The following is a 15,085-nucleotide window of genomic DNA, read 5'->3' on the forward strand; positions in this document are numbered from 1 at the left end:
CGAGACGCCGCCGAACGCACGATAGAGGCAACATGGCGCAGGATCGGTAAGCTGCTCGACCGCTTCACCCCGCAGGAATGTGCGAATTACCTTGTCAACTCAGGATACGCTTCAACCTGATCTCATCTTGCTCTAGAGGGCGCAATTACGCAAACTCCGTCTGCATGCGCGCCTGCCGCGGGCTTTTCTGAGCGAGCTACCGCTCGCAGCACGACATCTCTTTCATGAGACATGCTGCAGCACATTTTGAAATGGCAAAAGTATCACGCGGCGCGGGGCAATCGGCGATTGCGAAAGCTGCTTACAATGCGCGCGATCGAATGAAAGATGATCGCGTCGGTCGGTCGTTCAACTACCGTTCGCGGACCGACCTCCTCTCGCATGAAGTCGTAAACTGGGACGGCACAGCCGCAGAGCTCTGGAACGCCGCGGAAGCCGCCGAGAAGCGCAAGAACTCTGTGACAGCGCGCTCTCTGCACATTGCTTTGCCTGCCGAGCTACCACTGCAGCAACAAAAGCAACTCGTGCGTGGTTTTGCGCTGTGGCTACGCGATGAGTTTGGCGTTGCGTCACAGACAAATATTCACGCGCCTCATTTTCATAGAAAGACAGATGAGCGGCAGTTTACGAAGAAAAACCACAGCTCTGCGGAACAGGATAACTACATGCGTGCGCTGAAGGATCCCAAGCTCACCAACCGCAACTTTCATGTGCATATCCTGTTCACCACCCGCAAAGTGGAGCGCGGAACATTTGGTGCAAAAACACGTGAACTCGATGACAGAAAAACTGGCCCTGCCGCTTTGCTGCGAATGCGCGCAGAATGGGAGAAACGCGCTAACTCAGCCATGAAGTGCGTCGGCGCGAAGCAAAACATCTGCCTTGCGAAAAAGGGCGCAGAGCTCGCGCAACCCGAGCTCGCGGAGCTCCTGAGCCCAGAACCTCATTTGGGGCCCCGGCTCACAGCAGTCTTAAGAAAGAAAACGGCGGCAAAAGCGACCACACATCGCTCAAAAAAGCTGGTCGCTTTGAAGCAAGCCCGGGCGTTCAACCGTCACGTCATGAAAGCATGGCAGCACCTCCGCGATCTCCAACGAGAGAGAGACCGCGAGCAACAGTCAGCGCGTATCGCAGTGGAACGAGAGACGGCTCGACGGCGTCAGGCCGAGCTTGAAAAAGAGCGAATTCGAACTGCAAGAACTGCACAAGAGGTAGCCGAGGCCCTTAAGAATTCATCGAGTATTCACGCCGTAAGATCAGACGATTCGCTCACTCAAGCCATGGCCGCTGCGCGTTCAGAATGTACGTGGTCGGCGGCCGTGAATGACGATGAGGAGCTAATCGATCTCGAAGCAAAGGGCCTGTCGGTAAGCACGCCAGAGAACCGGACATATCGAAGCCGAAAGCCGCGGGCACACCAACGCGGTCGGTGATCCAAAACAGCTTGTCCTTCGGATTGTTTCTGTCGGAAAAGCTTTGGCTGAGATCAAGGTGCGGCTGGGGTAGCCGTGAGGCCGCCGTTGGTTCTGAGCTCTCGGCACATGAGATCGCTCAAAACCAACGGCGGCCTCAGAAACCTACCCCAACCGAGGAAAAACCGATGGACATGTCCATTTCCCCCAACTTTGAATTTCACACGGAACAAGCGGCACGATTTGCTGATTGGCTGCACACGGAGCGCACGTCATTCATCGAGGCAGCAGACGCTCTTGGAGGCCCCAAATGGAAGTCAATGGCTGAAGGAGTCGTGCGCGCGATTGTCGTTCTGGGAACGCCGCCATTTCTACGGGCAGCAGAGCTCAAAGCCTTGCGACGACTCTTCCGTCTCGATTTTGTTCAGAACCTTGGATCAGTGGAAGCAAGGCGATTTGAGGCCCTGCATCCCGACTCAGACGAAGCCCACGCCGCACGCCTTGCTTACGAGGCGCTCGACCTTGTTGTTCCGTCTCTCAACGCCATCCGTGCCGTTGTTCCGAACAGCATCCAGCAGGAGGCGGCATAATGGGCCAAGGTGATCTCGAACTCGCCCGCGATGCGATGTTTCGCGCAGTCCGACTTCTGCGTGCGGCGAGGTTGCGTTTCAGCCCTGAAGCCACGTTCGGGCCGGGATACATCGGCTACCTTCGAATGCAAGACGTCGAAACGCCAATAGAAGAGCTGATCGACACCTGCCGCAAACTGGGCGAAGTTGTTTCCAAACACGCCACGCTTCATCAACTCGAGGCCACAACGCACCGTCTCCAACCAGCCGAGCAGGTTGAAAAGACACCTCTCCACTCTGCCACGTCTGTTCGCGGCGTTATGTTTGAAGAGGCGCAGAAGCTACTTTTGGATGCGGCAGATGGCTTCCAGCGGGCTGAAACGCTTGCGTAAGCGATGTAACAAAAAACTAAGGGCGCGTGAGTTGGCGCGCCCTTCGATCGATCTTGCCGAACCCCAGCAGAGGCAACTCTAGTGGCGGATCGCGCGCCGGGCTTCATCAGCTTTCTTGTCGAGGTATTCGGCGAGGTCGCTGAGCATTACCACTCGCCGGGCCTTCTGCGACGTGTCTTCCAGCCGGACGGCGGGCAAGTCAATCTCTCTGGACTCAATCTTCCGCAGAAAGTTGCCCTCGCTCAAGTTGAAGTGATTGGCGGCGACTGTCTTTGTGTCCAGGTCAGGCCGTCCATTGTAGCTGACGAGCAGCATCATCATCGTTGTCATGTTCATCCTCAATCCATCTTGTGGCCTAAGCGGCTCTGAGCGGGATATTGGCTCGACTTCCGCGATGAGAAAAAAATAGTCGGTGGACGGTACGGTCAGCGGAGGTATGATCAACGTCTCAACGACGATGGTTTCGAATTTCGGTCCTACAGAAGTGCTACAGAAGCATCTGGCAGAGAGCTAAAGCCCTGGAAAAGATAGGCTTTTAGAAAAGCCCATTCCCATCCATCATGGGCGCGACGCTTAGTTTTGAGTTGTCCATTTGGTTCAATTTTTATGCCATCACTAACATAGAAAGATTTACATCGCTTAGGTGCCTCAAAATTACGTCACCCACGACGCTAGATCGTCTTGTCAATTTTGGCCATGTGCAATTGTCTTTAATATAATTTTTCTCTGTATCTTTCTTCTATACTTCATCGATTTATTTGCCGTTTAGAAGGGCCAAAACGGTATAGCGATGACTTCGGGTTTCTCTGCGGGGAATTTCGAAAAGAAGTATTTTATGTACATGGAAATACTGCGCCCCGGCTTTCATAAAACGAACATTCTTATGAGCATAAGCCTCTCTAATTATATCTTAAAAATTTAATATCTTTGACTCCAAACCACCATTGCGTGTAGAAAATTACTACCTGTGGATGTGTCAAATTATGATTCAATACATCAATTCCTTAACTAATTATAATAAAACAATAATATTTATACTAATTGATGTGATTCTAATACTACCTTCGATTGTTTTAACTACTCTTATCCATCTGAGTGCGCTATCGCCCTTAAGCAATTACACGAACCTGTGGCCAATTGTTCCAATATTGATATTGGCAACCGGATTTCTGTCCCATGCACTTGGAGTGTCGCGCGTTTTCTTGCGTGAATATGGTCCAACCACGATTTTTAGGACCGCGATATTTGCAGTCGGACTGTCATTTTTGTCTTTCCTGCTGGTCCAGCTTGGTCAGACAGAATTGCCCACCGCCGTTTTTGCATCCTTCGCGATCAACTATTTCCTGCTTTCGATTGGTAGCCGTTTTCTTTTGCTGCAGGTGCTGCACGGAATATATCGCCGTAACGCGCCAGTGCATCGCGTGCTGATATACGGTGCAGGTCGAACGGGTCTGCAATTGGCTGCAGCCTTGCAAAAACATCCGCATATGCGGCCGGTGGGCTTTATTGATGACAACGTTATGCTGCCCGGATGCCGGTTCGACGGCCTTCCGGTCTATAGCACGGTAGGTTTGCAGCAAACTGTGTCAAAAATGAATGTCAGCCGTGCCATTCTGGCCGTGCCATCGCTGTCATCAACCAACCGCAAGCAGATCACGCGGCAGCTGGAAAATCTTGATCTGCAGGTCTATGCGCTGCCCTGTTACGCACAGTTGATGGGTGATGAGATTGCGATCAGCCAGCTGTCGCCGCGCCGGATTTCACAGCTGATCGGACGTAAGGTACATACCGAGGCAGATTTTTCCGTCACCCACGACTACAAAGCGCGATCGGTTCTGATTTCAGGTGCTGGCGGTTCAATCGGGTCAGAGCTATGCCGCCAAATACTGGAAATGCGTCCGCGAAAAATCGTTCTTTTCGAACTCAGCGAACTGGCGCTCTATTCCATACATCAGGAACTGAATGACCTGAGTTCGGATCAGACCATCAGGATCGTGCCCGTGCTGGGATCAGTGGCGGACAAAAGGCTTGTTGATCAGGTTATGCACGCCCATCAGATAGATGTGATTGTCCACGCCGCAGCCTATAAACATGTACCACTTGTCGAAAGCAACCCGATCCAGGGCCTGGCCAATAATGTGTTCGGCACGCATGTTTTGGCTAATGCCGCCAGCGACTATGATATTGAACGTTTTGTACTGATTTCATCCGACAAAGCTGTGCGGCCAGTCAATGTCATGGGTGCCTCGAAACGGCTGAGTGAATTGATTGTGCAGGATCAGGCCGAACGCGCCGGGCGCACTCTGTTCTCGATTGTCAGATTTGGTAATGTTCTGGGGTCGTCGGGGTCGGTTGTACCATTGTTCGAAGACCAGATTTCAAAAGGTGGGCCCGTTACGGTCACCCATCCCGAAATCACCCGCTTTTTCATGAGCGTCGAAGAAGCCGTCCGGCTGGTTCTAAAAGCGGGCAGTCTGACCTGCGGCGGGGATGTTTTTGTTCTGGATATGGGCAAACCGGTTCGCGTGATCGATCTGGCCCGCCAGATGATCAAGGCGGCAGGATACCGTGTGAAAGACGTTAACACCCCTGACGGCGAGATCGAAATCAAGATCACTGGCTTGCGTCCCGGCGATAAGCTGCACGAAGAACTGATGATCAACCAGGGTGATCTGGTCACCGCCCATGACAAGATATTCCGCGTTCGGGAAGGTCAGCTGTCACAGATCGAAGTTGCCCGCATCCTGAAATCGCTGAACGAGGCCGTATTGCACAACGATGCCGACGAAGCGCGATTGATCCTGGCTGAATGGATTTACGATTTCGACAGCCAGGCAGAAACCGCCGCGCAATAAAAGATAACAATGGCCACCCGACCGACCGTCGTTTGGCTGCACATATACGGGCAGGACGTGTGACAGGATGAAAGTAGTGTTGGTTTCGAACTCTGGCGCGCATCGTGTGATGTTCGGTGTGATCACGGCCATGTCTGTGGCAAGTGTCGCTTTCGCTCAGCAGTCTGACGAACCGCCTGTCACGCTCAATTTCCAGGGCGTTCCCGGCATCATCGATATGCCAAGCGGGCAAAGCCTGCCCGATGGGGAACTTGGCCTGGCGGTGTCGCATTTCGGGGGCATCACGCGCAACACCCTGACCTTCCAGCTGGCCGATCGACTGTCGGGCAGTTTTCGCTATAGCGCGACGCAGGATTGGCCGAACGACGATTTTGAAACCTATTACGACCGCAGCTTTGACCTAAGGTTCAAGCTGTTGGACGAAGGCCCGATCTGGCCTGATATCACCATCGGCCTGCAGGACTTTATCGGCACGGGCTTGAATTCCGCAGAATACATCGTGGCCACCAAAAGCTTTGCGCCCAATCTGCGCTTTACTGGTGGTGTGGGCTGGGGCCGTCTGGCGACTTATGGTGAGTTTGACAGTTTGCTGGGATCGGACGACCGGCCCACCGATTTCGAACCAACGGGCGGAACGGTGAACGAAGGCCGGTGGTTTCGCGGACCCATGGCCGTGTTTGGCGGAGTTGAATGGGATGTCACCGACCGCATAACGCTTCAGGCCGAATATTCATCAGACGATTATGTCGAAGAAACCAGTCGCGATATCATCGACCGCGCATCGCCGTTGAATTTTGGTGCGCAATACCGCGCGGACAATGGCGTGGCCTTTGGACTATATTACCTTTACGGAACCGAGGTCGGCGCGCAGGTTTCATTTACCTTCAATCCCAAAGAGTCCGCCCTTGGCACCGAAACCGCCCCGCTGCCCGTCCGCGTGACCGAACGTGATCTGCAGGCCCGCGACAGTTGGGGGGATTTGCCCGATGTTAGCCCGGCACAGGAACAACGCATCACCCAGGCCACCGCCGCAGTTTTCCGCGAACAGGGGCTTGAGCTAGAGGCGATCCAGATCGAAGATGGCACAGCAACCGTCTGGTTCCGAAACCTGACCTATGACATCGAAGCACAGGCCATCGGGCGGGCTGCGCGGGCCCTGACCTATTCGATGCCTGATCAGGTACGCCGGTTTGTTCTGATCCCCACCTATCGCGGCATGCCGCTGAGCCGTATCGAAATTGACCGGCGTGATCTTGTCCAGGCCGAGTTCGCTCAGGATGGCGGACAGCGCAGCTTTCAGCAGGCCGCCATTCGCGATGCGGCGGGCATGCCGCTGGACGGCACACGGGTCGACGACATCTATCCGCGGTTCAACTACACAATCGGACCCTATGTCTCGACCCTGCTGTTTGGTCTTGAAAACCCGGTGCAAGCGGATGTCGGCGTTCGGCTGGCCGCCCGTTATGACGCCGCACCGGGTCTGTCGTTCAGCGGCTCGATCCGCAAGAAGGTCATCGGCAATCTTAGCGATGGGGTCGAAGTCAGCGACTCGGAACTGGACCCCGTTCGCACCGAACGCCCGCTTTATGACCGCGAAGGTGACCCGGCCCTGGAACGTCTGACGGCGGATTATCTGTTCCGGCCCGGCACAAACCTCTATGGCCGCTTCACCGTCGGTTATCTGGAACGGATGTATGGCGGCACATCGGCCGAGCTGCTGTGGAAGCCCGTCGACAGCCGCTTGGCCCTGGGCGCTGAAGTCAACTATGCCCGCAAGCGCGACTACGATCAGGATTTTGATTTTCTGGAATTCGACACCTACACGGCTTTCCTGTCCGGATATTACGATTTTGAAAACGGATATCAGGCACAGATCGATGTCGGGCGCTATCTGGCAGGCGACAAGGGGGGCACGTTCACACTGACCCGCGAATTCCGAAACGGCTGGCGTGTTGGTGCCTTTGCCACGTTCACCGATGTGTCTTTCGAAGATTTCGGCGACGGGTCATTCGACAAAGGCATCACCATCACCGTTCCCCTTTCCGCTGTGACCAGTAAACCATCACGCCAAACAGCCGATCTTTTGATCCGCCCCTTCCAACGCGACGGCGGCGCGCGATTGAATATCGAGGATCGCCTGTATCCCATCGTCCGCGACTATCACGAACCCAAACTCAGCGAGACATGGGGGCGTTTCATCAGATGATCACGAAAATCCGACGATACCTAGTCTGTGCAGCGCTTGTTTTCGCGACGGGATGCAGTGGCGGGACGGGCGTTGAAACCTCGCCGCTTCTGGGTCTGACGACGACCCTGCGCGAGGCCGTGCGTCAGTCCATGTCCGGGCCGACCAACCCGGGCTTTGACCCCGCGACCTCAGTCACCGCGGTTCAGGCGGCCAATTATCCGGGCCGAACCTGGGTGGCGCATCTTGAGGAACGGCAGGCCTGGGGCACACTGGCGCTGCTTGGACAGAACCGCGATGTCTTGACCTATCTGACCGAAGACGCGATTTCAATCAGCCTGAGACGCGGCGTTCTGGTCGCAACACGCGGGCTAGGCGATGACGTTCTGGTTGCTAATCCGAACCCGACCCTACGGGCGCTGAATAATCGGGGCCAGTCAACATATACCAGACGGGTGACTTTTCTGGATGGCACATCGCAACGCGTCACAGTTCAGCTGAACTGCACGATGCGTCGCGTCGGGCAGGAACGGATTACAATCGCACAGACCACACGTGGCTCGGACCGGTATTCAGAAACCTGCGCGGCGGAAAATCGCACCATCCAGAATACATTCTGGACGGCAAACGGAAACACTGTGTTGCTGAAAACACGCCAATGGGTTAGTGAAGACGTAGGATACCTTGATACATACCTAATGAAACCGTAGGTTGATCTAAAGAGTTATTCGCTTAGAATAAGCTGTAAACGGTTTATGTTTTATGCTAAAATTCAAATGTAATCGGATCAAAGGAACCGGACTATGAAAAAATTAACCACATTGGCAATGGTAACAGCCCTTGTGATGTCATCCGCCCCCTCATTTGCGGGTAGCGTTGGTGGTGCCGATGTTGAGGGCGAGCCAGTCGTTGGGCAAAACAACAATGCGAACACCCAAGCGCAAGGCCTTGGTGGTCTGGGCACTGGCGCAGTCATACTGGGTGCGGTCGCACTTCTTGCTATTGCTGCAGCTGCGTCTGACGACAACGACTCATCGTCCGACCACTAATCCAAATCTATTTTTGAACAAAAAGGCGCCTGCAAAAGTGGGCGCTTTTTGTTGTCAGACCATTTCAATCACGTCTTTATCAATGGCCAGCATATAGCCGCGGCGGGCTATGTTGCGCACCAATAGCTCGCTGACCATCTGATTGCCCAGGGTATCGCGCAGGCGTTTTATGCGTGTCGCGCCCGCAGCTTCGTCGCAATCCGTCACGTCCTTGCCCGAAATCATCGCCTCAATCTGGGCACCGGTCAGCACATCGCCATCCATCCGCGCTTCGGCCAGAACTGATATCGTCTCAATTGCAGCCTCGGTCAGTTTGAATTCCATATTGTTCAGATAGACCGCATTCTGATCCCGACTGATCAACAATGACGACACCTGAATGCCCGACTTTTCGATCTGCGCGATCCGCCGGTTCAACAACAGCAACATGATCAAAAAGACCAGCGCGGCGACCAGCAAGGCGGTCGCGAAAACCAGCAAAACGAAAATCACAACGCGATAGGACGCCAGCGTATCCGAAAAGGCGGTGCCCGACTGCGCGAGGATCTCAAGCAGCTTGACCTCGGCCTGACTGGTCAGGTCATCGTTTTCGATAAAGATCCGCTCAACCCGTTCATTAAACGCATTGGCATCCGGCAACGAGATGAACAACAAGATCGACGCCAGCAGCAGAATGCCGACAATCGCAGCCATTCCACCCACAACAAGACGCATTCCCGACGTGCGGGCCCTAGTAACGGAGGAAGAATTCTCCGGCACTGTCTTTCCTTTCACCCAATCCGTTTTCGTCGAACACGGATAATACATTCAGCAGCTGCCAGCCAACGTCACGCAAACGGCCGGTCAGTTCCGACTCAGCACTGCGTTTTGAACAGTCGCCGCGCAATTCTGCAACTCCATAATGCAGACGAAGCGGATTGTCCTGCTTTGCCTTGTAATCTGCATAGCATTCGGCATGGACCGGCGCAGATGACAGGCTGACAGCAACAAGTATGGGGATCAGGATACGCATGTATCCACCTTCCCGATCTGGGCCTGATATTCAATAGCATTGTTCAACCCGGGCGCCGATATTGGATAACATCAGGCTGATATTGTTCTAATCGCTCATGCCTCGGCACCATGTCCGTACCTCGTAAAGGCGCCGGATGAAAGGATGGAAACCATGAGCAGAATGATAATGACACTGTGTCTTGCAATCGGCTTTGCATTGACAGGTGCCGCACAGGCAGCCGCCGAACCGTCGGATGAAGACATCGCCAGACTGCTTTCCGGATTCTTCGGAAAGGAAATCAGGGGCGACGACGATGATGACCGCCGGCGCGAAGCCTATTGGCGGTATGATGACGATCGTCGGGATTGGCGGGACGACCGGCGCAAAGTTCTGCCGCATCGGTGCTTTCGCACCTATGAAACGCGCGATGGCCTGCGCCGTGGGTTCGCCCGCCGCTGTCTGAACCGCCACTATGACCATGCCGACCGTTTGCCGCGGAATTGCCTCAGCCGCGCGCGGACGATCAATGGCAAGCGCCATTACTACAAAGCTCGGTGCCTTCGCAACGAAGGATATCGCATCGGCCGTTCCCGTTACTAGGTCGAGCAGCGAGAGAGGGTGCGCCCTTCCTTCTCTCCACGCCACGGAAGGGGGCGGCGGAAAAACCGTCGCCCCTTTCTATTTGCAGCGCTATTCAATGGCCGCAATGATGCTGCGCAAAGTGGCGATGCCTTCACCCTTTTCCGATGAGGTCACGACAATTTCGGGATAAGCTGCGGGGTGCTTGGCCAATGCACTGCGCACCTGATCCAGCACTTTTTCAAGGTCTTTGGCCTTGACCTTGTCCGCCTTGGTCAACACGCACTGAAATGTCACGGCCGACCGATCCAGCAGTGACAGAATATCCTGATCCACCTTTTTGATGCCGTGTCGCGCGTCGATCAGAACAAAAACCCTGCGCAACGACGCACGCCCGGCCAGATAGGCCTTCAGCAAACGCTGCCATTTTTCCACCACGGGCAAAGGCGCATTGGCAAAACCATATCCAGGCAGATCGACCAAGTAATGCTGATCGCCAAGCGTGAAAAAGTTAATCTCTTGCGTGCGGCCGGGTGTGTTGGACGCGCGCGCCAGTGCCTTGCGACCCGTCAACGCATTGATCAGGCTGGATTTACCCACATTGGACCGGCCTGCAAAGCAGACCTCAAGCCGATCGTCCGCAGGCAGACCATCCATTGCAACGACGCCCTTCAGAAAATCGATAGGGCCGGCAAATAGCAAACGACCTTTTTCTTTGGCCGGTTCGTCCGGGTCCTGGGCAAGGGTGAAGGGCACGTCCATTACGCGATCTCGACCGTGTCGCCCAGACTGATACGACCTGATAGCGTGACCTTGGCATAAACACCGAAATCATTGTGCCCCCACCCCCGATCAAGCGCATCCAGCACATCGGCATCGCGCTCACCGGTTTCGGGATCAGCATGGGTCGCCAGACACCGTGTGTTGCGATCAATGATCTTCAATTCGGCCCGGCCAATACGCAGCGTCTTGTCGATCCAGTCAAACTCTTCCCAGGGCTGCAGGCCTTCCAGCCAGATGTTGCCCCGAAACCGCTTTGTTGACAGCGGCTGACCCACCCTTTGCGACAAAACCTCAAGACTGTTTTTCGAAAGAATACTGATCGACGGAAACGGGGCGTCCGTCATGCCGTGTTTCTGTGCCCGCACGATATATTTGGACGCGGCCCGATTGTCGGGGATCAGCTGTGCAGACCAAGCAACAAAAGCATCGGTATCGCCATCCGGATCAAAAGTGATGGGGGCCAAATCGGGATGTGACAGCGTGATGCGGTTGGTCTTTTCGTCAAAGCTGGACTGCACGGCCATCAGCTTGGGCGCCTTGGCCCCCCGCGAAAAGTTCGAACAATGTGTCCAATCCGAACCATCCGCTTTCGACGCCTCATGCGCCACGGCCCAGGTCCGATCCCACGGCACGGTCTGACCAGCCTGCAGGTCGACGGTCGTCAGCGCCTCACACCCATGCGCCTTGATCGGATGACGCCAAAGTTCAGCGACATGTGCCACTATTTGGCATCCGGTTTAGGGCGTTTTTTGAAACTGGATTTGATGTTGCCAAAGATATCCGGTTTGACGCCCTGACTTCGCATGATCAGGTACTGCTGGATGAATGTGATCAGGTTGTTCGCGATCCAGTAGATTATCAGACCCGAGGCAAACGTGCCCAGCATGAACATAAAGACCCACGGCATCCACGCGAAAATCATAGCCTGTGTTGCATCCGTCGGGGCCGGGTTCAGCTTTTGCTGCAACCACATCGAAACACCCAGGATGATCGGCAGAATACCCAGTGAGAAGATGAAGAAGATGCTGGTCGGGTCCGGTGTATCCCACGGGAACAGCCCGAAAAGGTTCAGAATGGATGAGGGGTCAGGCGCCGAAAGATCGCGGATCCAGCCAAACCAGGGCGCGTGCCGAAGTTCAATCGTTACAAAAATCACTTTATAGAGCGAGAAAAAGATCGGAATTTGCAGCAGAATCGGCAAACATCCCGCTGCCGGGTTTACATTATGCGTTTTGTAAAGCTCGATCATACCTTTTTGCAGCTTCTGCCTGTCTTCGCCCGCAGACTCTTTCAGCTTTTCCATTTCCGGCTGAAGCTCTTTCATCTTCGCCATCGACACATAGGACCGATAGGCCAGCGGGAACAAAAGCGCCTTGATGATAAGCGTCAGACCGATGATCGCCCAGCCCATGTTGCCGATCAACAAATTCAACTCGTGCAGCATCCAGAAGATGGGTTTGGTCAGGAAAAAGAACCAACCCCAGTCGATGCTGTCGATAAAGCTGGGGATGCCGCCATCGTTCTGATAGCTGCGGATCGCCTCCCACTCCTTCGCGCCCGCGAACAGCCGGGTCGTCACAGTGGTTTGCGCCCCTGCCTCAATCGTTTGTGACGGCAGAACGGTCTCAAGCTGATAGATTTCGCGGACGGGATCGTATTTTGCGACAGATTTGAAGCGGTCGCCCTGTGGCGGGATCATCGCCGTCATCCAGTTTTTACCAGTAAACGCGATCCATCCGTTTTCTTCGACCTGCGCAACATCGGCCTGCGCGCGTTCGCGTGCGTTGAACTCGATGTCGGGCATGTCGTTGTATTTGATGCGATCAAAGGTGCCATCGGTCATCCGCACGACACCTTCGTGAAGGATGAAGAACCCGATCGTATCAGGTTCGCCGTGCCGCGCGATGATCCCGTAAGGGGCAAGTGAAACAGCGCTGTCCGAGGTATTGGTAACCGACTGATCGATCGAAAACATGAACTTGTCATCAATCGAAATCTGTCGCTGAAAGGTCAGGCCCTGACCATTATCCCATTGCAGAACGACCGGCGTGCTTATCGTCAGTGGATTGTCTGAAACCTGTGTCCAGACAGTGTTGGGGCCGGGAACGGCATCAGGTTCGACACCAGACAGCGGCGCCCAACCGTATAGCGCGTAGTATGGATCATTCGAATTCACCGGCGACAGAAGTCGAACGATGTCGCTGTCGGGGTCAATCGTTTCGCGATAGCCTTTCAGCGCCAACTGATCGATCCGGCCACCCAAAAGGGAAATTGAACCGCTTAGCTCGGGCGTATCAATTTCGATCCGTTCGATGTTTGCATCACTCGCAGCCGCGGTCGCCTGATCACCAACCGATGCAGGCTGATCGGCCCCTGTTGGGGCCTCGGCCACAGGTGTTTGAACGCCCTGTTCAACCGTTTGATCCGTTTCCGATGGTACAGGCTGTTCGGGGGGTGGAAAGAAAACAGCCCAGACTATAATGACCACGAAACTTAAAACACATGCAAGAATGAGGTTCTTGTTTTGATCGTCCATCAGGCTTTGCCACCGCTTTTGCTTAGTCAGAAGGGTTCAACAGATTGCAGTGTAAAAGGTCAAGCCATTTTCCCTGTTTTCACGTCACCACAATAGATCGTGCAATTACGTCACTGCCCAATTTGGACCCGATCTTGAAAATTACAATGTTTTACGTGGGACGACTGTTATATGACGGATCGTAATTTCCGCTCGGCCGCGGGATCGGTGCGCCTGATATAGTCCCGCATCCACATGACGGTTTCCTCAACCGGCATCGCTCGCGAAATTCCAAAGCCCTGAACATAGGTACAACCCAGTTCACTTAATACAGCGTGTTCGCTGACCGTTTCCACGCCCTCGGCCACGGTATCAAGGCCAAGCCTTTGCGCCATCGTGATGATAGCCGAAACAAGGCGCTGCTGATCCTGGTCTTCATCCAGCTTGGTGACGAAAGACCGGTCGATCTTGATACGTTGAACCGCAAAACGACGAACATTGGAAATCGAGGCATTTCCTGTTCCAAAATCATCCAGATCAATATTGCAGCCCAAATCCGATAAGGCGCGCACATTTCGGGTTATGATATCATCCTCGCCCCGCGCCATAACGGTTTCCAGAACCTCAACCGACAGCCGATCAGGCGTCAGTTCGAACCGATCCAGTTGCCATTTCAACTTGTCGACCAGTTTGGGGTTTTGCAGCTCCATTCCGGAAAAATTGATCCCGATTGTCGGCACTTCAAAACCTGCGCGATCCCACGCGCGCAAGGCCGCAAAGGCGTGATACATGACGACCTCGCCCAGACGTTCCATCAATCCGGCTTGCTCAAGCTCAATCAGAAAATCGGCCGGTTGCAACAACCCGCGCTTGGGATGCATCCAGCGCGCCAAAGCCTCAAAACCCGCAAGCTTTCCGGTTTTGGCCGACACCTGGGGCTGAAACCATGGCACGATCTCACCATTTTCCAGCGCGACCGAGATTTCGTCGATCAACGCATTTCGGTTTTCGATCCTGTTGCGCATTTCCGGTACATAACACCGAATGCCAGAAGGCTGATTTTGCATGGCATCCAGCAAGGCGCATTCGGCTGCATCCAGTAGTCGTTCGCCATTGGGGCTTTCGATACGCCCCGGCAGTGCAACACCGATCGACACCGACAAATGCAGCGTATGCGTATCAATGACCATAGGCTCTTCGACAGATTTCTGAACGCGCTTGGCGATCTGCAACGCCATCTCGATATCAAGATGGCGCATGGGCCCCAGTCCGATGGCAAAACAGTTTCCATCCAGCTTGACAACCAGATCCTCGTCCCGCATCGCGTCTTTGATCCGATCGGCCATCGTGATCAGACACTTGTGCAGAATGGCTTTGCCATATCTGCGCACGACCACGTCCGCGTCATCCAGTTCGACAACCATACAAAAGGTCTTTTGGTCGACGCCGTGACCCGTTTCCAGCGCACTGTCCAACATTGAAATCAGATTGTCGCGGGGATCCCCCGGCATGACCTTGGGCTTACCCGCCCGCTGCCAGACCAATCGAAATGCATAAAAGGCAAAAAATACAATCGGCAGCGCGAAACCCGCGATCAGCAGCGCCTTTTCGCCCGCAAAAGCATATGAAGCCGCCGTGCACGCGGACAGGAACCCGAACGACAAGGCCATCTCAAATACAGAATTGGCATTGTTCGCCTGCCGTTTCGACATCGTCCCTAACCCCTGATACCTGTTTATTGCAGGGGTAAGG

At 54.5% G+C, this 15,085-nt stretch carries 15 protein-coding genes; 8 read left to right on the forward strand and 7 right to left on the reverse strand.

The genetic code is table 11. The annotated features are described in order from the left end of the window. Positions 1–251 precede the first annotated feature (251 nt). The 3 genes from H7848_RS09840 (at position 252) to H7848_RS09850 (ending at position 2,373) form a co-directional block, all read left to right on the forward strand. Positions 252–1,433: a MobA/MobL family protein gene (locus tag H7848_RS09840; RefSeq protein WP_208350687.1), complete on the forward strand. Its 1,182-nt coding sequence runs from the start codon at positions 252–254 to the stop codon at positions 1,431–1,433. Positions 1,434–1,600: 167 nt separating this feature from the next. Next, on the forward strand, positions 1,601–2,002 hold the full coding sequence (locus tag H7848_RS09845) for a hypothetical protein (RefSeq protein WP_208350689.1): 402 nt from the start codon (positions 1,601–1,603) through the stop codon (positions 2,000–2,002). After that, complete coding sequence (locus H7848_RS09850; RefSeq protein WP_208350691.1) at positions 2,002–2,373, forward strand: hypothetical protein; 372 nt, start codon at positions 2,002–2,004, stop codon at positions 2,371–2,373. Before H7848_RS09845 ends, H7848_RS09850 begins: the two co-directional genes overlap by 1 nt. Before the next feature lie 78 nt (positions 2,374–2,451). On the opposite strand, the gene H7848_RS09855 is transcribed toward H7848_RS09850, so the two are convergent. Beyond that, the gene (locus tag H7848_RS09855) at positions 2,452–2,709 is read right to left on the reverse strand and encodes a pyocin activator PrtN family protein (protein ID WP_208350692.1); all 258 of its coding nucleotides are present in this window, start codon (positions 2,707–2,709) and stop codon (positions 2,452–2,454) included. Between the two features lie 929 nt (positions 2,710–3,638). Here H7848_RS09855 and H7848_RS09860 point away from each other — a divergent pair. From H7848_RS09860 to H7848_RS09875, 4 genes are all read left to right on the forward strand, one after another. After that, positions 3,639–5,228, forward strand: coding sequence for a polysaccharide biosynthesis protein (locus tag H7848_RS09860; protein ID WP_208350694.1), 1,590 nt, complete (start codon positions 3,639–3,641; stop codon positions 5,226–5,228). Between the two features lie 67 nt (positions 5,229–5,295). Next, positions 5,296–7,434, forward strand: coding sequence for a YjbH domain-containing protein (locus H7848_RS09865; protein ID WP_208350695.1), 2,139 nt, complete (start codon positions 5,296–5,298; stop codon positions 7,432–7,434). Then, positions 7,431–8,123: a YjbF family lipoprotein gene (locus H7848_RS09870; RefSeq protein WP_208350697.1), complete on the forward strand. Its 693-nt coding sequence runs from the start codon at positions 7,431–7,433 to the stop codon at positions 8,121–8,123. The genes H7848_RS09865 and H7848_RS09870 overlap by 4 nt, the downstream gene beginning before the upstream one ends. A gap of 93 nt (positions 8,124–8,216) precedes the next feature. After that, positions 8,217–8,462, forward strand: a complete 246-nt coding sequence (locus tag H7848_RS09875; RefSeq protein WP_208350698.1) for a hypothetical protein — start codon at positions 8,217–8,219, stop codon at positions 8,460–8,462. A 54-nt stretch (positions 8,463–8,516) separates the two neighbouring features. Here the strand turns inward: H7848_RS09875 and H7848_RS09880 are convergent, their stop codons facing one another. Further along, positions 8,517–9,176 (reverse strand): winged helix-turn-helix domain-containing protein, encoded by a 660-nt coding sequence (locus H7848_RS09880; protein ID WP_237072685.1) that lies wholly within the window; start codon positions 9,174–9,176, stop codon positions 8,517–8,519. Positions 9,177–9,192: 16 nt separating this feature from the next. Beyond that, the gene (locus H7848_RS09885) at positions 9,193–9,474 is read right to left on the reverse strand and encodes a hypothetical protein (protein ID WP_208350702.1); all 282 of its coding nucleotides are present in this window, start codon (positions 9,472–9,474) and stop codon (positions 9,193–9,195) included. Between the two features lie 153 nt (positions 9,475–9,627). On the opposite strand from H7848_RS09885, the gene H7848_RS09890 reads away from it, so the two are divergent. Continuing rightward, positions 9,628–10,056 carry a hypothetical protein gene (locus tag H7848_RS09890; protein WP_208350703.1) on the forward strand — a complete coding sequence of 143 codons (429 nt, stop codon included), beginning with the start codon at positions 9,628–9,630 and terminating at the stop codon, positions 10,054–10,056. A 90-nt stretch (positions 10,057–10,146) separates the two neighbouring features. On the opposite strand, the gene yihA is transcribed toward H7848_RS09890, so the two are convergent. From yihA to H7848_RS09910, 4 genes are all read right to left on the reverse strand, one after another. Then, positions 10,147–10,797 carry a ribosome biogenesis GTP-binding protein YihA/YsxC gene (gene yihA / locus H7848_RS09895; protein WP_208350705.1) on the reverse strand — a complete coding sequence of 217 codons (651 nt, stop codon included), beginning with the start codon at positions 10,795–10,797 and terminating at the stop codon, positions 10,147–10,149. After that, positions 10,797–11,540 carry an MOSC domain-containing protein gene (locus tag H7848_RS09900; RefSeq protein ID WP_336512083.1) on the reverse strand — a complete coding sequence of 248 codons (744 nt, stop codon included), beginning with the start codon at positions 11,538–11,540 and terminating at the stop codon, positions 10,797–10,799. Before H7848_RS09900 ends, yihA begins: the two co-directional genes overlap by 1 nt. After that, positions 11,540–13,354 (reverse strand): membrane protein insertase YidC, encoded by a 1,815-nt coding sequence (yidC, locus tag H7848_RS09905; protein WP_208350706.1) that lies wholly within the window; start codon positions 13,352–13,354, stop codon positions 11,540–11,542. Before yidC ends, H7848_RS09900 begins: the two co-directional genes overlap by 1 nt. A 167-nt stretch (positions 13,355–13,521) precedes the next feature. Then, complete coding sequence (locus H7848_RS09910; RefSeq protein ID WP_208350707.1) at positions 13,522–15,045, reverse strand: putative bifunctional diguanylate cyclase/phosphodiesterase; 1,524 nt, start codon at positions 15,043–15,045, stop codon at positions 13,522–13,524. Positions 15,046–15,085 lie beyond the last annotated feature (40 nt).

The sequence above is a fragment of the Pseudaestuariivita rosea genome (genome assembly GCF_017592335.1).
GTDB classification, from domain to species: domain Bacteria; phylum Pseudomonadota; class Alphaproteobacteria; order Rhodobacterales; family Rhodobacteraceae; genus Parasulfitobacter; species Parasulfitobacter rosea.